Genomic DNA, 22,401 nt, shown 5'->3' on the forward strand with positions numbered 1-22,401 from the left:
ATTGCGTGAACATGCGTTCACTGACATAATCCATTTTACTCAGCTCACTGAAATCAAACGATAAGCAGGACATTGCAGTCGATGGCAGGTATCCGGGCACAACAAAAAGAGAAAACACGACGCGCTCTGATTCAGGCTGCCATGAATCAGCTCAGTGCCGAACACGGCTATGCCAGCCTCAGTCTGCGCGAAGTCGCGCGCGAAGCGGGCATCGCCCCGACCTCGTTCTACCGGCATTTCCAGAATATGGAAGAGCTTGGCCTGACCCTGGTCGATGAAGGCGGACTGGCACTACGCCAGCTGTTACGCCAGTCGCGCCAGCAAATCGCCAACGGCGGCTCGATTATCCGTAGTTCGGTCAGGACCTTTATGGAATTCGTCGGCCACAACAAGGCAATATTCCGGTTGTTGTTGCAGGAAAAGTCCGGTAACTCGCGGGAATTCCGGATGGCGGTGGTGCGTGAAATTGAGCATTTCACTGCCGAGTTAGTGGATTATCTGATCGATGAGCAGGACTATCAGCGCGGGCTGGCCGAGTTACAGGCCGACGCCATAGTGCGTATTGTTTTTGGTGCCGGCGCCGACGCTCTGGATGCCGACGCGCAGGAGTGTGCGCGTTTGACCGAGCAGACCATCCAGCAGGTGCGCATTGTCGCCCGCGGCGCTGAGGCTACCCGGCTAGCGGCCAGACCCAGAGAATAACCGGAATCGCCACGGCCATAATCACCACGGTCAATGGCAGCCCCAGTTTCCAGTAATCCCCGAATACATAGCCACCTGGCCCCATAACCAGAATATTCGACTGGTGCCCGATTGGCGTCATAAATGGCAAGGCGGCGCCAACGGCGACTGTCATCAGGAAAGGATCCGGCGACGCTTCCAGCGTACTGGCCATGCTCAGCGCAATCGGTGCCATAAGTACTGCAGCAGCGGCATTATTGACAATATTCGACAATAACAGCGTAACCAGCATTAACAGGCCAATGCCGATCGCGGCGGGAGCCCCGCTACTGACCATTAAGGCGCCCTGAGCAATGCTGTCAGCGGCACCACTGCGTTCCAGTGCGGAACCCAGGGGGATGGTAGCCCCCAACAGGATAATGATGGGCCAGTCGACGTTTTCATATAGTTCGCGCACCGGCATCACATTGGTCAGTACCATCGCCCCGGCCGCAAGAGTAAAGGCCACCGGTACGGACAAAATACCAAAGGCACTGAGACCGATGGCGGTGGCGAAAATACCCAGGGGTAAAAAGATCTTTTTCTCACCGCCGATGCGCATACTGCGCTGCGCCAGCGGGAAACAACCAAACCGGCGGAACACGTCGCCGAGAATCTCCTTGTCGCCCTGCAGCAAGAGCACGTCACCCGGCTTAAACCGGATATTGGCCAGCTTCGGCTTACCGGCCTGGCCATGCCGGGCGACCGCCAGTACATTGACGCCAAAGCGGTGGCGCAGGCGCATATCCGATGCTGAGCGCCCGATCAGCCGCGAATCCTGCCCGACGATCCCTTCAATGACCTGGATCTCATCGGAGATCAGGAAGCGGTCATCAATTTCTTCTTCCGCGTTCAGCTCCAGCCCGGTCACATCGATAATTTCCTGCATGGTTTCGGTGTCGGCTTCAATAATCAGTACATCTTCAGCACGAATTCGCTGATAACGCGGCGGTGCGGTAATCAGTTTTTTATCGCGCTTTAACGCCACCACGGAAAAGTTTTCCTGTACCCGCGATTCAAGTTCATACAGGGTTTCGCCCACCAGGCTAGTCTCGGGCGGTACATAAAGTTCGGTCAGGTACGAACTCACATCATAAGGCGAAGTAGACATATCCCGGCTTTGCTTGGCGGGCACCAGAAAGCGGCTGAATATCCACATAAATACCAGCCCGACAATGGCCAGGGTCAGGCCGACGGGCGTAAAATCAAAGATGCCATAGGCTTCACCGAGTGCTTCGCGGCGCAGGTCGGCGATAATAATGTTCGGCGGCGTACCTATCATGGTAATGGTACCGCCCAGCAGCGAGCCAAATGCCATTGGCATCAATACCCGCGAAGCATGGCCGGCACCACTGCGGGATAACTGCAGGGCCACCGGGATCATAATGGCCATAGTGCCGGTATTGCTGATAAATGCCGAACAGAAGGTGGTCAGTGCGGTAAGCGCTATCATCTGCGAAAACGGATTATCGCCCACCCGCTTCATGGTAACAGCGAGTTCGTCCACTACCCCGGAGCGCCATAAGGCATGACTAATAACCAGAACGGCAGCTACGGTAATCACCGCGGGGTTACCAAATCCGGAAAAAACCTCGCTGGATGGCACCAGCCCGAGGATAGCGGCAATCAGTAATGCCATCATGGCGACGATGTCATAGCGCCACTTTTCCCAGACAAATAGCACCAGGGCGCCGAAGATAATCACGCCTATTAGAATTTGGTCAATCATTACTGCTTCCGTTTCCGCTATTTTTTTCCCAGCTATTAAGAGTGGCGTGATTTCTTGGGATGTCAATTATTTTACTGCTAAGATTGGCTGGCTAAAAACAATGAGGAGAACTCCATGGTTGGTTCCATGCTACGACAAGTTGGCCTTGCTGCCTTGATAACTGCGGTAAGTATGCCGCTGATGGCCCGCGAGATCACATTAGAAGAAACCGTAACAATTAAATCCGTAAACAGTGCAGCCCTGGCACCAGGTGCGCAGTTCGCTGCCTTTACCCGGGTCAATCCACGTCAGCCTTATAAAGATGACGATGGCAGCCCCTTTACTGAGCTGTTTACCGTAAGTGGTGAAAATGAGCCCGTGCCCTTTGTCACTGGCAAAGAGGGCGTCGGTTCAGTCGCCGTAAGCCCGGACGGCAGCGGCATTTACTTTTTGAGTAAGCGCGGCAATGACAAGCACACCAGTTTGTATCGCATCGCCACATCAGGCGGTGAGGCACAAAAGGTGCTGAGCCATGAGACCGCGATTTCGAGTTACACGATCAGCGGTGACGGTCGCTATATTGCTTTTCGTGCCAAGAGCAAAGCCGACAGCGATGCAGAGAAGCTGAAGAAGAAAGGCTTCAAGGCTGAAATCTACGAAGAGCAGCTGGAATTTACGCATGTGTGGTTATGGGATACCCAGGCTGACGAGGCGAAACCGGTGCAGCTGACCCGTGATGTGCAGATCTGGTCGGTGGATTTTCGTCCTCAGCACGAGCAGTTGCTGGTGCGCACCGCGCCAACGCCGCTGGTTGATGATAACTACATGAGCAGTCAGTACCGATTGATTGATTACGCTGGTGATGCAGTGTCTGACTTTGCCTCCGAAGGCAAACTGGGCGACGCGCGCTTTTCACCAGATGGCCGCTACCTTGCAGTTATTGGTGCCGCTGACTACAACGATCCGTCCGCCGGTCGCCTGTACGTTTACGATACCCAGAAAGACAATGCCCGCACCGAAGTGCTGCCGGACTATCAGGGGCACGTGAAGGACATTGCCTGGCGTCGCAATGACGAAGTGATCTGGCTGGGCCATCGCGGCACCACGTCGGAAGTTCAGGCGCTGACCATGCAATGGCTGGAAAGCCGTCAGCTGCTGGCTCCTGGTATTGCGGTAGTGATCGATATTGAGGCCGTACCGGGCCAGAGTGAGGTGCTGGTTCGCGCGCATAAGCCGGAGCATCCAACCGAGCTATTCCGCCTGCAGAACCAGACGCTGATCCGCCTGACTGACTCCAACCCCTGGTTGGCAGAAATCACCATGCCACGGCAAGAAAGCATGACCTACAAAGCACGCGATGGCCTGGAATTGGAAGGCATCGTGGTCTATCCCACTGACTACCAGAGCGAGCAGCGCTATCCGCTCATCATGGTCGTTCACGGTGGCCCTGAAGCGCACTACAGCAACGGTTGGCTGGATCGCTATGCAAGCCCGGCCAAGTATGCGGCTCAGCAAGGCTATGCATTATTCTTCCCGAACTATCGCGGCAGCACCGGCCGTGGCGTTGAATTCTCGAAGCTGGGTCAGAACGATTATGCCGGTAAGGAATTTGATGATCTGGTAGACGGTAAAAACCACCTGGTCGAAACTGGCCTGGCTGATGATGAGAAAATTGGCATCACCGGCGGCTCCTATGGCGGTTTTGCGTCAGCCTGGGCGGCTACAGCACTGACTGAGCATTTCGATGCCAGCGTGATGTCGGTCGGTATCAGCGACAATATTTCCAAGTTCGGTACCACGGATATTCCTAAAGAAATGCACGCCGTTCACGCGCGCAGCTACCCATGGGATAAGTGGCAGTGGTATCTGGAACGCAGCCCGATTTATCACGCTGAAAAAGCGCGTACGCCGCTGTTGATTATGCATGGTAAGGAAGATACCCGGGTGCATCCAAGTCAGTCGATGGAAATGTACCGCTACCTGAAAACCCACGATAATGTACCGGTGCGTTTAGTACTGTATCCGGGTGAAGGCCATGGTAACCGTAAAGCGGCAGCACAGCTGGACTACAGTATGCGGCTGATGCGCTGGATGGAGCACTTCCTGGTGGAAGGCGGCACCGAAGCGCCGCCTCACGAATTACCCCACGCAGAAAAGCTGTAATCGAAGATTAAAGCTGAGGACCGGCAGCGACTAAGGATTTTCCTTCGTCGTTGTCGGTAAACTTCTCGAAGTTAGCAACAAAACGGCGCGCCAGATCCTGCGCCTTCACATCCCAGTCCTGCACATCATCATAGGTGTTGCGCGGATCCAGAATATGCTGTTCATCAACACCTTGCAGTGACGTTGGCACGGCCAGGTTAAAGTATGGCAGGTTAATAAACTCTGCATCTTCAATGCTGCCATCCAGAATCGCGTCGATAATGGCACGGGTCGCTTTAATCGAGATCCGCTTACCAGTGCCGTTCCAGCCCGTATTGACCAGGTAGGCTTCCGCCCCGGCAGCTTCCATCCGCTTGACCAGCACTTCAGCATACTGAGTTGGGTGCAGGCTCAGAAAAGCAGCGCCAAAACAGCTGGAGAAGGTTGGCGTAGGAGCGGTGATGCCGCGCTCGGTACCGGCCAGCTTGGCCGTAAAGCCAGACAGGAAGTGATACTTCGTCTGCTCTTTAGTCAGCTTGGATACCGGTGGCAGTACGCCGAACGCATCCGCAGTCAGAAAGATAACTTTCTTCGCATGGCCCGCTTTGGAAACCGGCTTCACGATATTGTCAATGTGGTAAATCGGGTACGACACCCGGGTATTCTCAGTTTTGGAACCATCGTCAAAATCAATAGTGCCATCGTCGTGTACTGTTACGTTTTCGAGCAGCGCGTCACGGCGAATCGCATTATAGATATCCGGCTCTGCTTCTTTCGAAAGATTAATCGTTTTGGCGTAACAGCCACCTTCAAAGTTAAAGACGCCGTCATCATCCCAGCCGTGCTCATCATCACCGATCAACTGACGCTTGGCATCAGTAGACAGGGTGGTTTTGCCGGTGCCTGACAGACCAAAGAAGATGGCCACATCGCCCTGCTCGCCAACGTTGGCTGAACAATGCATGGACGCGATGCCTTTAAGCGGTAAAAAGTAGTTCATCATTGAGAACATACCTTTTTTCATTTCGCCGCCGTACCAGGTACCACCAATTAACTGAATACGTTCAGTTAAGTTAAAGGCCACGAAGTTTTCAGAATTCAGGCCGTGTTCCTGCCATTTGTCGTTGATGCACTTGGCACCATTCATCACCACAAAATCAGGCTTAAAGGTTTTCAGTTCTTCCGCAGTCGGGCGAATGAACATGTTTTTGACGAAATGTGCCTGCCATGCCACTTCAGTGATAAAGCGCACTGACAACCGCGTATCTTCATTGGCGCCACAGTAAGTGTCGACCACGAACAGACGCTTGCCGGATAACTGGTTGGTTACGGTGTCTTTTAAATCAGCCCAGACTTCCTGTGAAATCGGCTTGTTATCATTTTTGCCCTGGTCAGCCCACCACAAAGTGTCACGGGTGGTGTCATCGCGCACGATGTATTTATCTTTCGGGGAACGGCCGGTAAAAATACCGGTGTCTACTGCCACTGCGCCAAGATTAGTCACCACGCCTTTTTCGTAACCGACCAGGTCACTGCGGGTTTCTTCTTCGAACAGCTGGTCATACGAAGGATTATGAACGATTTCGTTGACGTCTGTGATGCCGTAACGGCTTAAATCCAGATCAGTCATTGGTGAGCTCCTGCGGGTCTGATCAAAGCAAAATATGAATAGGAAATTTTGGGGCGCGATTCTAACCCCAAAATGCAAAAAATGATAGCCTGACAGGCTTTATATGAGCGTTTTGTAGCTATTTTTTGCTAACTTTGGCCGCCAGCGCATCGGCCACCCGTTGATCAGTGAACTGGCGAACGTCACCGTGATGCAGGGCCACTTCTTTCACCAAAGTTGAGGAAATAAAAGAATTTTCTTCGGCTGGCGTTAAAAATACGCTTTCCAGTTGCGGGTACAGCCGCCGATTCATATTGGCCAGCTGAAACTCGTATTCGAAATCCGATACCGCCCGCAAACCACGGATTAACACCGTCGCCTGATACTCTTTAGCGAAGTCGACCAGCAAGCCGCTGAAACCAACTACGGTCACATTATCAAGATCTTCTGTGACCTGGCGTACCAGTTCCACCCGCTCATCCAGGCTGAACATCGGATTTTTACTCGGGCTTTTTGCCACGCCCACCACAATTTCACTGAACAGGCTAGCTGCCCGCTCAATCAAGTCCGCATGGCCGTTGGTTATAGGATCAAAAGTCCCCGGGTAAATGGCACGTTTGTGCATGATTTTCTCCAAGCCCTTAATTGAGGATGCGCAGTACCCTGCTGATACGTTAAACTATAAGGTATTAATGAAACGGAGAATTACATGAACAACGATTTTTATCAACAACTCGAGAGCCAGCTGGCTGAGCTGAAAGAAGAAGGCCTGTACAAGCATGAACGCATTATTGAAAGCGATCAGAGCTCCGAAATCGTGGTCGATAACGGCAAATCCGTACTGAACTTCTGTGCCAACAATTACCTCGGCCTGGCTAACAATCCCGAGCTTATTAAAGCGGCCAAAAAAGGCCTGGACGAACACGGCTTTGGTACCGCTTCCGTACGCTTTATCTGCGGCACCCAGGATATCCACAAAACCCTCGAGCGCAAGCTGAGCGAGTTTCTGGGTACTGAAGACACCATTCTGTACTCATCGGCGTTTGACGCCAACGGTGGTCTGTTTGAAACCCTGCTGGGCCCGGACGACGCGGTGATCAGCGATGAACTGAACCATGCCAGCATTATCGACGGTATCCGTTTGTGTAAGGCCAAACGCTATCGTTATCAGAACAACAACATGGGCGACCTGGAATCACAGCTGAAGCAAGCCAAGGTCGATGGCGCCCGTAATATTCTGATTGCTACTGACGGCGTATTCTCAATGGACGGGGTCATTGCGGACCTCAAGAGTATCTGCGATCTGGCCGATGATTACGGCGCGCTGGTAATGGTTGATGACTGCCACGCTACTGGCTTCCTTGGCGACAGCGGCCGGGGTACCCACGAGTACTGTGATGTGATGGGCCGCGTTGATATTCTTACCGGCACCCTGGGTAAAGCCTTGGGCGGCGCCTCCGGCGGTTACACTTCAGGCAAAAAAGAAGTGATCGACTGGTTGCGCCAGCGCTCGCGTCCTTATTTATTCTCAAATTCCGTGTCACCATCGATCGTTCAGGCGTCGATTCACGTACTGGATATGCTCGAAAGCGGCGGCAAACTACGTAATCAGCTATGGGAAAACGTAAAACATTTCCGTACCGAGATGACCAAAGCCGGTTTTAACCTGTGTGGCGCTGATCATGCCATTATTCCGGTCATGCTCTGTGATGCCCGTATTGCCTCGGAAATGGCAGAACGGTTATTGAAAGAAGGCATTTACGTAGTGGCCTTCTCGTTCCCGGTGGTACCACGGGGCAAAGCGCGGATTCGTACGCAGATGTCCGCCGCACATACGCGCGAACAGCTGGACAAAGCAATTGAAGCCTTTACCCGTATCGGTAAAGAACTCGACGTTATTTAACTGCGGAGATTATGAATGAAAGCACTGGCTAAACTACATGCTCAACCCGGCATCTGGATGACCGACGCAGAGAAGCCTGATTACGGCTACAACGATCTGCGGATCCGCATCAAGAAGACCGCTATCTGCGGCACTGATGTGCATATCTATAAGTGGGACGAGTGGTCGCAGAAGACCATTCCGGTGCCTATGGTCATCGGCCACGAATATGTGGGCGTAGTTGAAGCTATGGGCGATGGCGTACGCGGCTTCAGTATCGGCGACCGGGTATCAGGCGAAGGCCATATCACCTGTGGTCATTGCCGTAACTGCCGCGCCGGACGCCGGCACCTGTGTCGCAATACCGTCGGCGTTGGCGTGAACCGCCCCGGTGCTTTTGCCGAATACCTGGTCATCCCGGCTGATAACGCGTTTAAGCTACCCGACGACATTAGTGATGAACTGGCAGCAATTTTTGACCCCTTTGGTAATGCGGTGCATACCGCGCTGGCATTTGACCTGGTGGGTGAAGATGTCCTTATCACCGGTGCTGGCCCGATCGGCATTATGGCCGCCGCCGTAGCCCGTCATGTCGGCGCGCGTCATGTGGTGATTACCGATGTAAACAGCTACCGTCTGGATCTGGCAAAAACCATGGCCGCCACGCGCACCGTGGATGTCAGCAAAGAGAACCTCAAAGACGTCATGGCCGAGCTGGGCATGAAAGAAGGCTTTGATGTCGGCCTGGAAATGTCCGGTGTGCCGTCTGCCTTCCGGCAGATGCTGGATACCATCAACCATGGCGGCAAGATTGCCATGCTGGGTATTCCGCCGCAGGATGTTGCCATCGACTGGAACAAAGTGATTTTTAAAGGCCTGGTTATTAAAGGTATCTATGGCCGGGAAATGTTCGAAACCTGGTATAAGATGGCAGCACTACTGCAATCAGGGCTGGATCTGTCACCGATTCTGACCCACGAAATGCCGGTAGATGACTTCCAGAAAGGCTTTGATATTATGAGCTCCGGACAATCCGGAAAAGTTATTCTGAACTGGGAGTAAGTTTGGTTATGGCAGTATTCACGCGGATTAACGCTGAAACAGCACACGAACTCTGGCAGCAGGGCCAGGCCCGCTTTGCTGATATTCGCGACGCCCGTTCTTATGCTGCCGGGCATATTCCGGGCGCTGTGCATCTGACAGATGCCACACTGGCGGATTTTTTGCAGGACGTTGAAGATGATCAACCCGTGGTAGTGGTTTGCTACCACGGCAACAGTAGCCAGGGTGCCGCCGATTACCTTTGCCATCAGGGGCTGGAAACGGTCAGCAGCCTGGACGGCGGCTTTACCGCCTGGGGCCAGCAATTTCCCGATGCGGTGGAGTCGAACTAAATGAAGAAACTACTGACCACCCGTGACGCAGATATGATGGGCCGGCTGCACCGCTTTCTCCGGCAACAGGGCGTACCGGTCACGGTCAGTGAGCACGGTAACCAGCTAGAGCTCTGGCTGACCCAATCCAGCTACCTGGCGCATGCTAAGGAGCTGATTCAGCAATTTAAATCCGACCCTGCGGCAGCTGATGAAGACCATCAGGATAGCCGCAATAGCCCTGCTACGGCGAGCGAGTCGCCACTGAAAAAGGTCCTGCGTCAGGGTGGCTTGTTCACCGCCATTTATGCCGGCGCGGTGCTGGTGGTATTTTTACTGCTGCTGGTGCCAACCACCGCCGAAGCCATATTCAATACCCTGCGCATCAGTGATTCATGGGATGAGTTGCCATTAAGCCAGCCCTGGCGTCTGCTCACGCCCGCGCTGCTGCACTTCAGCCTGCTGCACCTGATCTTTAATCTGTTCTGGTGGTGGTATCTGGGCGGGCGCTTTGAACGCCTGTATGGCACTACCTGGCTGATTCTGGCATTTGTAATCTGTGCGCTGGCCTCAAATATTTCTCAGTTCTATATCGGCGGCCCCTATTTTGGCGGGCTGTCCGGCGTTGTTTATGGCCTGTTCGGCATTGCTGTGGTGGTTGCCTGGCAACGGCCTACGCATCCGCTGTTTCTGCCGCCGGGTCTGATCGGCTTTATGCTTATCTGGCTGATTCTGGGCTACACGGATCTGCTGTGGATTAACGTCGCCAATACCGCCCATACCGCTGGTCTTATCAGTGGTCTGGTGTTAGGTGGGGTGCTGCGCTGGCTGAGCGAGCGCTCGCGCATGGCGCGCTGAGCAGTATTGATGGCGTTCTCAGATACCCCATGGCAACCAGCCGCGACGGCCCGCGCGGACATTCCCGCAGCCGCCCGCGACTGGCTGCTCGACCCGGATTCATTAACCGCTAAGCTGAAAAGTCGGTGTCAGGATTTCCGGGTGCAGTTGCTACGTCAGCAGGATGCACCGGTAACCGCCGACGAGGCGCGCTGGCTTGGAAACCCGCAGGCAACCACCGTCCGTGAGGTCATTCTCTGGTGTGATGAGCAGCCCTGGGTTTTTGCCCGTAGCGTGTTTGCTCATACTGATGCCAGCGGGCAGCTACAGCTTAATAGCCTGGGCACCCGCCCGCTTGGTGAACATCTGTTTTCCCAGCCGGACTTGCAGCGCAGTGCCATTGAAGTCGCCGCCTTTGAACCGACCACAGTGGTTGGTGCGCTGCATCAGCAACTGGGCTTCCGCCCACACCCGCTGTGGGGACGCCGCAGTTGCTTTACCGCCGCTGGCCAGGCCATTCTGGTGGCCGAAGTTTTTATTGGCGCGACACCATTTTATCAGGAGATCGCTCATGAACCCTCCCGCGACCACTCGCTTTAACGCCTACTGGCGTCTGATGCGCGCTGACCGCCCGATTGGCAGCATGCTACTGGGCTGGCCCACACTGGCCGCGCTGCTTATTGCTGGTGGCGGGTCACCGCCACTCAAAGTAGTGGTGCTGTTTATGCTGGGAGTGTTTGTGATGCGCTCGGCAGGCTGCGTGATCAATGATTTTGCCGATCGCCATATCGACGGCCATGTGACCCGCACCAGCAACCGCCCACTTGCGGCCGGCGAGCTACGCCCGTGGCATGCCATGCTGCTGTTCGCACTGTTACTGGCCATCGCATTTTTTATCCTGATTCAGTTTAACCGCGCGACTATTCTGCTTGGCGTTGCCGCCGCCGGGGTGGCCATTCTGTACCCCTTCTGTAAGCGCTTTACCAACCTGCCACAGGTGGTACTGGGCATTGCCTTCAGCTTCGGTATCCTGATGGCATTCACGGCACTTGATCAGGGCCTGCCGCTGGCTGCCTGGGTTTTATTTGCTGCCAATATTACCTGGACCGTCGCCTACGACACTGAATATGCCATGACGGATCGGGAAGATGATTTGCGCATTGGCGTGAAGTCTACCGCGATCCTGTTCGGTGGCTATGATCGCCTTTCGATCGGACTGCTGCAGATCATCACCCTGGCGCTATTGTTCTGGCTGGGGCGGTTGCTTGAGTTTGGTATCATTTATCAGGTGGGGCTGGCGATTATCGCACTGCTGTTTTTGTGGCAGCAGCGGTTGATCTGGTGGCGTGACCCGCAGCGCTGCCTGCGGGCCTTCCTGCACAATAACTATGTCGGCCTGGTTCTGGCGACCGCAGTGGCCGCCGAGTTTTGGTTTTAAGTTCTGGTTTTAAGTTCTGGTTTTAACTGCTGAGCAGTTGCTGGACGGATTGCCGGATCGTTTGCAGTACCGGCGGCTCCAGCAGCGTATCGATGGAGTCGCTGAAGCGGCCAACGCGTTCATCAGCGATTAGCTGTCCGTCATCATCCACTGCAATGTAATCTTCGCGCTTTAAGGTTCCGATTACATTGGCCAGCAGCTTCTTATCAAAGAATTCCGGCGCGTTAATACCGTGCATTGCGCTCAGCCGCTCGGCCAGTGCCACCGAATGGCGCTCCAGATCGGATCGCCCGATTGGCTGCATCTGTTGCAGCAGCTCCAGTACCACCGCATAGCGCTGCAGGGTTTCGGCGGCACTGCGCGCCAGCAACTGAAGCTGGAAGAAGGCATGAGTATCGCGGGCAGCAGCCTGGTACACATCTTCTTCGTCGATTTCGTGGATGAGCCCGATTTCAGCATATTCCTCCAGCAATGCGTCCACCCAGGCCGCCATCCGATCGCGCGAATGGCTGATAAAAAGCTCATCCTGTAGCAGCGGATGCAGTTCTTCCAGCAGGTTGATCACGGTGCTGGCTTTAAACCGGCTGTGGGCACTGGCAATCGCGGCTACTATCGCCGGTACGATCACCATGTGCATGATGTTATTGCGATAATAGGTCATAGCAATGGCGGTCGTACCGTCAACCCGGATCAACTCGCCCATGCTGTCATCAACCACGGTGAATTTGTCGTGGCGCAACGCCAGCTTCCAGAGTTCCGCTCCGCTTTGTTCCGGCACATAGGCGTCATTGCTGTAGGGAACGCTGCGCATGATACGGGTATAGAGATCAAGCTGACTGACCAGCTCCTCACGGGTTAGCGCATGCTGCTCAGAGCTCAGCAAGGCCAGCGAGGTCAGGTTGATACTGTTAAAGGCGGCGGCATCATTGATGCGCTGCATGATCTCTTCCGCCAGCAGGTTGACCGTTGGCGTCAGCCATTTTGGCCGTGATGGTTCTTGAGCGCCGGTGGTGGTTGACTCATGCCAGTCCGGCTGTAACCGATCCAATGTCTTACTCAGGTTAATCGGCTTACCAAAGGTGACATAGCCTTCGCCGAAGTTACGTAAATGGCGCAAACTGGTTAGCACCTTAAATACCGACTCATTTTCTTTAGACTTGCCTTTGAGTTCTTTTAAGTAAGTGTTCACTTCCATTACATGCTCGTACCCCAGGTACACGGGCACGATGGAAACCGGTCGTTGCTGACCACGCAGCATACCCTGCACTGTCATTGCCACCATTCCCGTTTTCGGTGGTAGCAAGCGACCGGTGCGGCTACGCCCGCCTTCAGTGAAGTACTCAACCGGATAGCCTTTTTGCAACAACCGGTTCAGGTACTCACGAAATACTGCTGAGTAGAGCTTATTGCCCTTAAAACTGCGGCGGATGAAGAAGGCGCCACCGCGACGGAACAGCGGGCCGGCCGGGAAAAAGTCGAGATTCACACCCGCTGCAATATGCGGTGGCACCAGGCCTTCTTTATAGATGACATAGCTTAATAGCAGATAATCCATGTGGCTACGGTGACAGGGAACGTAAATTACCTCATGACCGGCCTGCGCCAGCGCGCGGATGCGCTCGCCCCCTTCCACATGGATACCGTTGTAGATGCGACTCCATAGCCAGCCCATAAAACGATCCAGCATACGCACCAGGGTTTCACTATAGCTGGCGGCGATTTCATCCAGGTATTTGTAAGCCGTTTTGCGGGCCTGCTCTGCTGATATTTTTTTACTACGGGCTTCGTCTTTAATGGCTTTTTTTAGCGCGGCGGTTTCCAGCAGGGATTGGATCACCAGCTCGCGCTCAGTAATTTTTGGTCCGGCGACGGCATGACGCAGGCGCACGAAATGAACGCGGGCAACCCGCGCCAACTTATGAGCCATGCGCCGATCGGCACCGTCTTTGCTGACGACTTCGCGGATACTCAGGGGGCGGCTGCCGCGCACCAGAATGTGCCGCCCGGAAAACAGCACCAGCCAGAACTTACGCCAGCGGCCGGGGTTTTCCAGATCAGCCACCATGGTATGGCCTTCACGGCGCTCCTGACCCGCTTTTCGGCCCCAGAACAAGCCAACGGGAATAACCTTAACGTCCAGACTGGTATCCTGTTGGTGATTCTTCAGCAAGCTCAGAAATTCGTCGATAGCAATATCACTGGATTGCTTACCGGCCCGCTCAAGGTAGAGCATACGGGCGTGTTCCACACCGTTTAGTAAAAGCGGCTCGCGGGGGTCAGGCAGATCGGTCTTGCGCAGGGCTCGCCGGGCCACCAGCAGATCGGTGACCGAGGTCGAGCGCATAACGTATACGACTTGCTCAGCACCCTGTAACGCCTCCGCGTCTTTATCCAGTATCACTTCAAAGCGGGTGAACCAGCGCACCGGCCAGTACAGAACCTTAAGCCAAAAGCCTCTCAAACTCATGAAAACCCCTCACCGAGTACAGACCAGGAAAGCATAACATTGATCGGGCATTGCGGAACCCAGAAAAAAATTCAATAAAAAACATTGCCAAACAAAAACACCTGTATATACTCACAGTATCACTGTATAGATAAACAGGTACTATCATGCGTCCATTAACACCGCGTCAGCAAGAAATCCTGACGTTGATTAAAGATACAATCGATGCGACGGGCATGCCACCCACACGCGCTGAAATAGCCCAGCGGCTTGGTTTTAAATCAGCCAACTCCGCCGAAGAGCACCTGAAAGCGCTGGCGAAAAAGGGCGCCATCGAAATACTGCCGGGCATGTCCCGCGGCCTGCGCCTGCTTGGTACTAACGACGAAGACATCCCCGAAGGCCTGCCGCTTATCGGCCAGGTAGCTGCCGGCGAGCCGATTCTCGCACAACAACATATTGAGAGTCATTACCGGGTCGACGAAAACCTGTTTCGCCCCCACGCTGACTTCCTGCTGCGGGTCAGCGGTATGAGTATGAAGGACATCGGTATTCTTGATGGTGATTTGCTTGCCGTGCATAAAACCCAGGAGGCCCGCAACGGCCAGATCGTGGTAGCCCGGGTTGATGAAGACGTCACCGTCAAGCGCTTTGAACGCAAAGGCAAGATGATTATATTACACCCGGAAAACGACGAGTTTTCCCCCATTCAGGTCGATCTGACCCAACAGTTCTTCACCGTTGAAGGCTTAGCAGTTGGCGTTATTCGCAATGGAGCATGGTTATGAGACACAATTATCAACAACACCCTGAGAGCTTGTTCGCTGAATCCTGGACCACAGGTGCCGAAGTTGAAATCGGTAACACCCGTTTCGCAGAAGCCCTGCCGCGCCTGCATTCTTTAGCGCTGCGCACCTCCGAATGGATTACTGTGATTGGCGGGTCCCGCGATGTTATCGCCCGGCTGGTGGCCGCAGGCGTTAGTCGCACCCGCATTCGCTGGGTCAGCGGTCGCGACCAGGATCATCGCGAATGGGCGACCGAGCAAGCCTTGCTCGCTGGCACCAGCAGCCTGGTTCTCAGCTTTCTGGATGATATCGCGCCGCGCATGGAACAGCGCTTAAAAATGGCCAGCAAGGTCAGTCATACCCATAGTTTCGTTTTTAACGAATTGCCTTCATCTACCCCACTCCACTAAATCTGCGGTGAAGGCGAGTACCCCAGGGCTGCTTCGGCAGCCCTTTTTTTATTCCGTAAATTCAAATTTTATTAACTTTGGCGGTGGCTTTTTCGGCTACTCATGGTATTTTGTTCTAGCAGCTTACTGCTAACACAAAAAATGATAATAACTAAAAACACATAACAACAAAGGGTTAGTAGGGAAAGCGATTTTCTTCGAAATGCTGTTCCTTTTTCTGCTTACCTCGTTGTTCTTCAGGCTCGCACTTCGGTGTATTCGCGGTAATCCCGCGTCGGAAGAATGAGAGGAGATGTCCCGTGAGAACGAGACTAATCACGACGCTGTCAGCAAGCATTCCATTTGCTGCCAGTGCACAGTCGCAGTTTAACCTGACTCAGGGTGTAACCGAAGTCAGTAACCGCGTATACGACCTGCATATGACCATCTTTTATATCTGTTGCGTCATTGGTCTGGTCGTCTTTGGTGCCATGTTCTGGTCCATTGTTCGCCATCGCAAATCAAAAGGCCGCAAGCCGTCAACTTTCCATGAGAATATTCAGGTGGAGATTGTCTGGACTATTGTGCCCTTCCTGATCCTGATTGGTATGGCGATTCCCGCCACCTCCACGCTTATTGCTATGGAGGATGTCAGCGAATCAGACGTAACAGTACTGGTTACCGGTTCGCAGTGGAAATGGCACTACAAGTACTTTGACAGCGATGTTGAATACTTCAGTTTACTTGCTACCCGTCAGGATCAAATCAACAACAAGCTTGAGAAAGGTGAAAACTACCTGCTTGAAGTTGACCGTCCACTGGTGATCCCGACCGGACAGAAAGTCCGCTTTCTGATCACTTCAGATGATGTTATCCACTCCTGGTGGGTCCCTGCTTTTGCCATTAAAAAAGATGCTAACCCGGGTTTTATTAATGAAACCTGGACCCGTGTTGACGAGCCCGGCATCTACCGCGGCCAGTGTGCTGAGCTTTGTGGTAAAGACCACGGGTTCATGCCTGTGGTTGTTATCGCAAAAGAGCCGGCCGAGTTTGAAAAGTGGCTGGCTGAACAGGAACAACAACAGCGTGAAGCCAAACAGCGCGAGCAAGAACTGCTGAGCATGGAAATGAGCAAAGACGAGCTGATGGACCTGGGTGAGAAAATTTACCTCGGCAATTGCGCGGCTTGCCATCAAGCCAATGGTCAGGGTGTTCCTGGAGTGTTCCCGAGTCTGAAAGGCACCGATATGGTGATGAATGACATTCAGGGCCATATCGATATCGTGGTGAATGGTAAATCAGGAACCGCGATGCAGGCTTTCGCCAACCAGCTCAGCATGAGCGAACTGGCTGCGGTAATTACCTACGAGCGTAATGCCTGGGGTAATGATACCGGCGACCTGATCCAAGCCGCTGATATTAACGAATTTATGAACGAGTAAGGGAGACCCGACTATGAGTTATGCTGCTGGCGAGGCTGATCACAACGATCATCACCACCACGCGCCGTCGGGTATCACCCGGTGGCTGTTTACAACCAACCACAAAGACATAGGTTCTTTGTACCTGTGGTTCAGCTTTACAATGTTCCTGGTGGGCGGTGCGATGGCAATGGTCATCCGTGCCGAACTGTTCCAGCCGGGGCTGCAACTGGTTGATCCACACTTCTTTAACCAGATGACCACAGTGCACGGCCTGATCATGGTATTTGGTGCGGTTATGCCAGCCTTCACCGGCCTGGCTAACTGGATGATCCCCATGATGATTGGCGCGCCGGATATGGCGCTGCCACGGATGAATAACTGGAGCTTCTGGATCCTGCCGTTCGCGTTTGCGATTCTGCTGGGTTCACTGTTCATGGAAGGCGGCGGCCCGGCTTTTGGCTGGACCTTCTACGCACCGCTGTCGACCACCTACAGCAGCGATTCAACCGCACTGTTCGTGTTCTCTGTGCATATTATGGGTATCTCATCGATTATGGGCGCGATCAACGTGATCGTGACCATTATGAATATGCGTGCTCCTGACATGACGTATATGAAGATGCCACTGTTCGTCTGGTCCTGGTTTATTACCGCCTTCCTGCTGATTGCGGTTATGCCGGTACTGGCCGGGGCGGTGACCATGGTACTGACGGATAAATACTTTGGCACCAGCTTCTTTGACGCTGCTGGCGGCGGTGACCCGGTGATGTTCCAGCATATTTTCTGGTTCTTCGGACACCCTGAGGTCTATATCATGATCTTGCCGGCGTTCGGGATTGTCTCCGCGATTATCCCGGCGTTCTCGCGAAAACCGCTGTTTGGTTATGCCTCAATGGTGTATGCCACCGGCGCCATCGCAGGTTTATCGTTCCTGGTATGGGCGCATCACATGTTCACCACCGGGATGCCGGTGGCCGCAGAACTCTTCTTTATGTACTGCACCATGCTGATCTCAGTGCCTACCGGCGTGAAAGTCTTTAACTGGGTAGCGACCATGTGGCGCGGCGCGCTTAGCTTCGAAACACCGATGCTATTCGCTCTGGCCTTCGTTATCCTGTTCACCATTGGTGGTTTCTCCGGCCTCATGCTGGCGATTACTCCAGTCGACTTCCAGTACCATGACACCTACTTCGTGGTGGCACATTTCCATTACGTACTGGTCACCGGCGCGATCTTCTCCATCATGGCTGCGGCCTACTACTGGTTGCCGAAGTGGACCGGACACATGTATAACGAAACCCTTGGCCGCTGGCACTTCTGGCTGTCACTGATTTCCGTTAATGTGCTGTTCTTCCCGATGCACTTTGCCGGCCTGGCTGGTATGCCACGACGAATCCCGGATTACTCGTTGCAGTTCGCTGACATTAACCAGATCGTCAGTATCGGTGGCTTTGCCTTCGGCCTGACGCAGTTGCTGTTCCTGTACATCGTGATCAAGTGTGTCCGTGGTGGTGAAAAAGCTGAAGCTAAACCTTGGGATGGCGCAGAAGGTCTGGAATGGACAGTGCCTTCACCGGCGCCGTACCACACCTTTGAAACACCACCAGAGGTGAAATAACTGCGATGACTGATACCAATTCACGCCCGGATAATATGCGCATCGTTCGCCGGCTGCTGTTTACAGTAGCCGGGATGTTCGCCTTCGGTTTTGCGTTGGTTCCTATATACGACGTGATTTGTGATCTTACCGGATTTAACGGCCGCACCAACAATGAACAGGCGGCGGCCAACGTCCGTGAAGTCGATACTTCGCGGACCGTCAATGTCCAGTTTATTACCCGTGTGAACAAAGGCATGCCATGGGACTTTGAACCTGAAGTGACCAGTGTTCGTGTGCATCCGGGCGAAACCCGGGTGGTTAATTTCCTCGCACACAACCTGACACGCGGCGACATGGTCGCCCAGGCTATCCCATCAGTCGCCCCAGGCGAGGCGGCGCTGTACCTGAACAAAACCGAATGTTTTTGTTTCAATCAGCAGCCGCTGAAAGCCGGTGATGATGTGGCCATGCCAATGCAGTTCTACCTGGACCCTGATATTCCGGATCATATTCATACTTTGACTTTGTCATATACGCTGTACGATATGACAGCCCATGCTACACCTGATGTACTGGCGCTCATGCAGCAGCCAGCGGACTGAGGATTTGTTATGGCAGAAGAACAAAAATACGAAAAATACTATGTCCCCGCATCGAGCCCCTGGCCGATTGTCGGTGCCGTCGGTCTGGGCCTGATTGCTGTTGGTGCAGGCCATACCGTAATAAATATGAGCAACGATACTGAGGGCTACGGGGTTTACATCCTGCTGGCGGGTATCGCGACCATTCTGGTGATGCTGGTTGGCTGGTTCCGCGACCAGATCAACGAGTCTATGTCGGGCCTGTACAGCAACCAGCTAAGTGACTCCTACCGTCAGGGTATGGCGTGGTTTATTTTCTCTGAGGTGATGTTCTTTGCGGCATTCTTCGGCGCGCTATTTTACGCCCGGGTAATCGCGCTGGAATGGCTTGGCGGGGGTGGTAACAATGCCATGACCAACGAAGTGCTGTGGCCCGATTTCAGCGCCCATTGGCCGCTGACAGAAACCCCGGGTGGCACCACCACGCAGGGCATGGGTTGGGGCGGTCTGCCGCTCTATAACACCCTGATTCTGATCACCTCGTCGATTACCTGTCATTTTGCCCATGTTGGCCTGGAACAGGGTAAACGCACGCAGCTTAAAGTCTGGCTGGGTATCACCATTTTGTTAGGCTTAATCTTCCTGTACCTGCAAGGTATGGAATATGTGCATGCTTATCAGGATTTAGGCCTGCAGCTGGATTCGGGTGTTTACGGTAACACCTTCTACATGCTGACCGGTTTCCATGGCATGCACGTAACGCTTGGAACCATCATGTTGATCGTGATGTTCTTCCGGGTGCTGAAAGGCCACTTCAGCCACGACAACCAGTTCGCCTTCCAGGCAACCAGCTGGTACTGGCACTTTGTTGACGTGGTCTGGGTCTGTCTGTTTATTTTTGTCTACGTACTTTAACCGTGCGTTGCCACAGCGGCGTACTGAGTCTCAGACTCAGTACGGCCGCGGATTCGGTACCAGAACGCCGGAGAACAGCAGAATTACAATAAGTATCATCGCGATGGCCGAGAATAATACCCGTCGGCCCAGATAGTGCGTCATTGAGGGTTTGGTCGGATCCGCGCGTAACATAGCCAACAAGGCGCGGAATAAGTTGAAGACCATAAACACCATGAGTAGTACCAGAATGATTTTAGCAGCAAGTTCCATTAATTCGTCCGCTCCAGATGCGCCGTATGAGTAAAAGCAAAGTTATTGCGACCCTGCTCACTGTGCTGGCAATTGCCATTCTGGTCAAGTTGGGATTTTGGCAACTTGACCGCGCCGCCGAAAAACAGGCGTTGTTTGACGACTTCGAACAAAGCCAGCAGAGCGATAGTTCCGCAGCCTTCACTGACCTTGCCCAGCGCACCGAAACACCTGATCGCTACGCCCCCGTGCGCATCACCGGTGAGTTCGAACAAAACCGTTACTTACTGCTCGATAATCAGGTTCTCAACGGCCAGGTTGGCTATCAGATCATTGGTTTACTTAAAAACCCGCAGCTCAACCACTATGTGCCGGTAAATATGGGCTGGGTACCCATTGGTGTCAGCCGCCAGATACGCCCTGAGGTTGAGCTTCCGGCCGGCGAAGTCACTGTGTCCGGCTGGTTTTACCAACCCGACCAGCACGGGTTTTCGTTGTCTGATCAGGTGGTTGAATCCGAACGCTGGCCGATGCGCATTCAACAGCTGCGATTCGACGCGATTGAGCAAGCCACACAGCTTCCCATTGCGCCCTATGTGGTGCTACTCTCAGAGACCGCCGACTATGGCTGGCCGCGCTCCTGGGAGCCTATGGTAATGACTCCCGAAAAGCATCAGGCCTATGCGTTACAGTGGTTCTCGCTGGCGCTTGCCTGTCTGGTGATTGTATTCTTTGCCAGTCGTTCCAGAACAAAAACTACAGAGGAATGAACATGAAGTCTGCGAAAAAATCCCGCGCCACCCTGATCGGGGTGATTCTTGCCTTTTTGATCCCGGTAATTGGCGCCAAGCTGGTGCTTGATCAGACCTGGTACCAGGGTGCTGTCACCAATAAAGGGATCATGCTGGTACCGCCGGTTGAACTGCAGGACTTGAATCAGAGCTTGCCCGAAGGCTGGGTTATTGCCCTGATTGACGATGGCCAGTGCGGTGTTAACTGTGAGCAGGCACTGTACGCTATCAATCAGACCGATGTCGCACTGGGTAAAGAGACCGAGCGCGTTACGCCGGTACTTATCAGCGCCGCGCCATCCAACCTCAATATCAGCAATACCCCCCAGGTAAAAACAGTAGTGAATCCGGATCTGGTGCAAAAGCTCAGCGAGATCCCCCAGCATCACCTGTTTATTGTCGATCCGCTGGGTAACGTCATGCTGCACTACCCCACCTACAGTAACGAAGAAGAAATGCGCGCGGAAGCCAAAAACCTGCTTGCGGACCTGCGCACTATGCTGAAACTTTCGAAGATAGGATAGCCTCATGCGTGCTCTGGTAAAAATCAGCCTGATACTGACCTTTGTTGTCATTGTACTTGGTGCGCATGCACGATTAACCGACGCCGGCCTGGGTTGCCCCGACTGGCCCGGTTGTTACGGTCAGCTGACGGTACCCAGCCTGGCGCATCAGGTGGTGGTAGCCGAAACCCTGTGGCCTGACTCTCCACTGGAAACCCATAAAGCCTGGAATGAAATGATTCACCGTTATGCCGCAGGCTTACTTGGCCTGGTCATTCTGGTAATTGCTATCTGGTCGGTAGTACGGGCCCGGCAGCATTCTATCCAACCGGTCAAGCTGCCACTGGCATTGCTGGCACTGGTAATTTTTCAGGCGGCGCTGGGCATGTGGACGGTCACCATGAATCTGCAGCCAATAGTGGTCATGGGCCATTTACTGGGCGGTTTCGCTACCTTCTCGCTGCTCTATTTAACGTTACTGCGCCTTAAACGGGTGCATTTGCCACTGGGCGACCCCGGGGCCAGAAAGCTCGGCGGTATCGCTTTGCTGGCATTGCTGGTAGTGATTGGCCAGATCGCGCTGGGCGGTTGGGTGGCGGCGAATTACGCGGCACTGGCCTGCACCAGTCTGCCCATCTGTGAAGGGGACTGGGTTGCGCGGCTGGATATCGCCGGTGCGTTCTCGGTACCTGAGGCAGTAACCTACCAGTATGGCGCCCATGACTTTAACGAGCGCATGACTATGCACGTGGCCCACCGTATCGGTGCCATAGTTACGATTCTGGTGGTTGGCTTGTTACTGTGGCGTGGCTATCGCAATGCGCAGTCACAGGTCATACGCAGCAATCTCAATTTGATCACCTTACTACTGATGCTGCAGGTCGCCCTGGGGATCAGTAATATCGTCTTTTTCCTGCCGCTTAGTATCGCCGTGCTTCACAATGCCGTCGGCGCCCTGCTACTGTTGAGCCTGGTGGGACTAAATTATCGTATCGCACGCAACGCCTGACGTTGCGGCAAGGAT

22 protein-coding genes are annotated in these 22,401 nt (G+C 53.8%); 17 read left to right on the forward strand and 5 right to left on the reverse strand.

Going from position 1 to position 22,401, the window contains the following annotated elements; translation table 11 throughout:
- Positions 1-81 precede the first annotated feature (81 nt).
- A complete protein-coding gene (gene fabR / locus IDSA_RS05815) occupies positions 82-702 on the forward strand; it encodes an HTH-type transcriptional repressor FabR (RefSeq protein WP_034775128.1) in 621 nt (206 codons plus the stop codon).
- Here the strand turns inward: fabR and IDSA_RS05820 are convergent.
- On the reverse strand, positions 671-2,449 hold the full coding sequence (locus IDSA_RS05820; protein ID WP_034775129.1) for an SLC13 family permease: 1,779 nt from the start codon (positions 2,447-2,449) through the stop codon (positions 671-673). The genes fabR and IDSA_RS05820 overlap by 32 nt on opposite strands.
- 114 nt (positions 2,450-2,563) lie before the next feature.
- Here IDSA_RS05820 and IDSA_RS05825 point away from each other — a divergent pair, with 114 nt between their 5' ends.
- Positions 2,564-4,591, forward strand: coding sequence for a S9 family peptidase (locus IDSA_RS05825; protein ID WP_232221272.1), 2,028 nt, complete (start codon positions 2,564-2,566; stop codon positions 4,589-4,591).
- A 7-nt stretch (positions 4,592-4,598) separates the two neighbouring features.
- Here the strand turns inward: IDSA_RS05825 and pckA are convergent, their stop codons facing one another.
- Positions 4,599-6,200 carry a phosphoenolpyruvate carboxykinase (ATP) gene (pckA, locus tag IDSA_RS05830; RefSeq protein WP_034775131.1) on the reverse strand — a complete coding sequence of 534 codons (1,602 nt, stop codon included), beginning with the start codon at positions 6,198-6,200 and terminating at the stop codon, positions 4,599-4,601.
- 118 nt (positions 6,201-6,318) lie between these two features.
- Positions 6,319-6,804, reverse strand: coding sequence for a pantetheine-phosphate adenylyltransferase (coaD, locus tag IDSA_RS05835; RefSeq protein ID WP_034775132.1), 486 nt, complete (start codon positions 6,802-6,804; stop codon positions 6,319-6,321).
- 84 nt (positions 6,805-6,888) lie between these two features.
- Between coaD and IDSA_RS05840 the strand changes: the two genes are divergently transcribed.
- The 6 genes from IDSA_RS05840 to ubiA are packed head-to-tail and all read left to right on the forward strand — an operon-like array spanning position 6,889 to position 11,709.
- Complete coding sequence (locus tag IDSA_RS05840; protein ID WP_034775133.1) at positions 6,889-8,082, forward strand: glycine C-acetyltransferase; 1,194 nt, start codon at positions 6,889-6,891, stop codon at positions 8,080-8,082.
- A gap of 15 nt (positions 8,083-8,097) precedes the next feature.
- Positions 8,098-9,123 carry an L-threonine 3-dehydrogenase gene (gene tdh, locus IDSA_RS05845; protein ID WP_034775134.1) on the forward strand — a complete coding sequence of 342 codons (1,026 nt, stop codon included), beginning with the start codon at positions 8,098-8,100 and terminating at the stop codon, positions 9,121-9,123.
- An 8-nt stretch (positions 9,124-9,131) separates the two neighbouring features.
- Positions 9,132-9,455, forward strand: a complete 324-nt coding sequence (gene glpE / locus IDSA_RS05850; protein WP_034775135.1) for a thiosulfate sulfurtransferase GlpE — start codon at positions 9,132-9,134, stop codon at positions 9,453-9,455.
- Positions 9,456-10,292, forward strand: a complete 837-nt coding sequence (locus tag IDSA_RS05855) for a rhomboid family intramembrane serine protease (protein ID WP_034775137.1) — start codon at positions 9,456-9,458, stop codon at positions 10,290-10,292.
- Between the two features lie 9 nt (positions 10,293-10,301).
- Positions 10,302-10,871, forward strand: coding sequence for a chorismate--pyruvate lyase family protein (locus IDSA_RS05860; RefSeq protein WP_051986120.1), 570 nt, complete (start codon positions 10,302-10,304; stop codon positions 10,869-10,871).
- Positions 10,843-11,709, forward strand: coding sequence for a 4-hydroxybenzoate octaprenyltransferase (gene ubiA / locus IDSA_RS05865; RefSeq protein WP_034775139.1), 867 nt, complete (start codon positions 10,843-10,845; stop codon positions 11,707-11,709). Before IDSA_RS05860 ends, ubiA begins: the two co-directional genes overlap by 29 nt.
- 22 nt (positions 11,710-11,731) lie before the next feature.
- Here ubiA and plsB read toward each other — a convergent pair whose 3' ends face one another.
- On the reverse strand, positions 11,732-14,176 hold the full coding sequence (gene plsB / locus IDSA_RS05870; RefSeq protein ID WP_034775141.1) for a glycerol-3-phosphate 1-O-acyltransferase PlsB: 2,445 nt from the start codon (positions 14,174-14,176) through the stop codon (positions 11,732-11,734).
- Between the two features lie 146 nt (positions 14,177-14,322).
- Here plsB and lexA point away from each other — a divergent pair, with 146 nt between their 5' ends.
- The 6 genes from lexA to IDSA_RS05900 all read left to right on the forward strand — a co-directional run bounded on the left by lexA (position 14,323) and on the right by IDSA_RS05900 (position 19,852).
- Entirely contained in the window at positions 14,323-14,943 is a 621-nt protein-coding gene (gene lexA, locus IDSA_RS05875) for a transcriptional repressor LexA (protein ID WP_034775144.1), read from the forward strand.
- Complete coding sequence (locus IDSA_RS05880; RefSeq protein WP_034775145.1) at positions 14,940-15,353, forward strand: hypothetical protein; 414 nt, start codon at positions 14,940-14,942, stop codon at positions 15,351-15,353. Before lexA ends, IDSA_RS05880 begins: the two co-directional genes overlap by 4 nt.
- 299 nt (positions 15,354-15,652) lie before the next feature.
- Entirely contained in the window at positions 15,653-16,774 is a 1,122-nt protein-coding gene (gene coxB, locus IDSA_RS05885) for a cytochrome c oxidase subunit II (protein WP_084694058.1), read from the forward strand.
- A gap of 13 nt (positions 16,775-16,787) precedes the next feature.
- Positions 16,788-18,374 carry a cytochrome c oxidase subunit I gene (gene ctaD / locus IDSA_RS05890; protein WP_034775147.1) on the forward strand — a complete coding sequence of 529 codons (1,587 nt, stop codon included), beginning with the start codon at positions 16,788-16,790 and terminating at the stop codon, positions 18,372-18,374.
- Positions 18,375-18,379: 5 nt separating this feature from the next.
- Positions 18,380-18,958 carry a cytochrome c oxidase assembly protein gene (locus tag IDSA_RS05895; protein WP_034775149.1) on the forward strand — a complete coding sequence of 193 codons (579 nt, stop codon included), beginning with the start codon at positions 18,380-18,382 and terminating at the stop codon, positions 18,956-18,958.
- A 9-nt stretch (positions 18,959-18,967) separates the two neighbouring features.
- Entirely contained in the window at positions 18,968-19,852 is an 885-nt protein-coding gene (locus tag IDSA_RS05900) for a cytochrome c oxidase subunit 3 (RefSeq protein ID WP_034775151.1), read from the forward strand.
- A gap of 36 nt (positions 19,853-19,888) precedes the next feature.
- Here IDSA_RS05900 and IDSA_RS05905 read toward each other — a convergent pair whose 3' ends face one another.
- Positions 19,889-20,104: a DUF2909 domain-containing protein gene (locus IDSA_RS05905; protein ID WP_034775153.1), complete on the reverse strand. Its 216-nt coding sequence runs from the start codon at positions 20,102-20,104 to the stop codon at positions 19,889-19,891.
- Between the two features lie 26 nt (positions 20,105-20,130).
- Between IDSA_RS05905 and IDSA_RS05910 the strand changes: the two genes are divergently transcribed.
- The 3 genes from IDSA_RS05910 to IDSA_RS05920 are packed head-to-tail and all read left to right on the forward strand — an operon-like array spanning position 20,131 to position 22,386.
- Positions 20,131-20,853, forward strand: a complete 723-nt coding sequence (locus IDSA_RS05910; protein ID WP_157980778.1) for an SURF1 family protein — start codon at positions 20,131-20,133, stop codon at positions 20,851-20,853.
- Positions 20,854-20,855: 2 nt separating this feature from the next.
- Positions 20,856-21,398, forward strand: a complete 543-nt coding sequence (locus IDSA_RS05915) for a hypothetical protein (protein ID WP_034775157.1) — start codon at positions 20,856-20,858, stop codon at positions 21,396-21,398.
- A gap of 4 nt (positions 21,399-21,402) precedes the next feature.
- Positions 21,403-22,386 carry a COX15/CtaA family protein gene (locus IDSA_RS05920; RefSeq protein ID WP_034775158.1) on the forward strand — a complete coding sequence of 328 codons (984 nt, stop codon included), beginning with the start codon at positions 21,403-21,405 and terminating at the stop codon, positions 22,384-22,386.
- Positions 22,387-22,401: the final 15 nt, after the last annotated feature.

It is taken from the genome of Pseudidiomarina salinarum (assembly GCF_000753715.1).
In the GTDB taxonomy this organism is placed as follows: Bacteria; Pseudomonadota; Gammaproteobacteria; order Enterobacterales; family Alteromonadaceae; genus Pseudidiomarina; species Pseudidiomarina salinarum.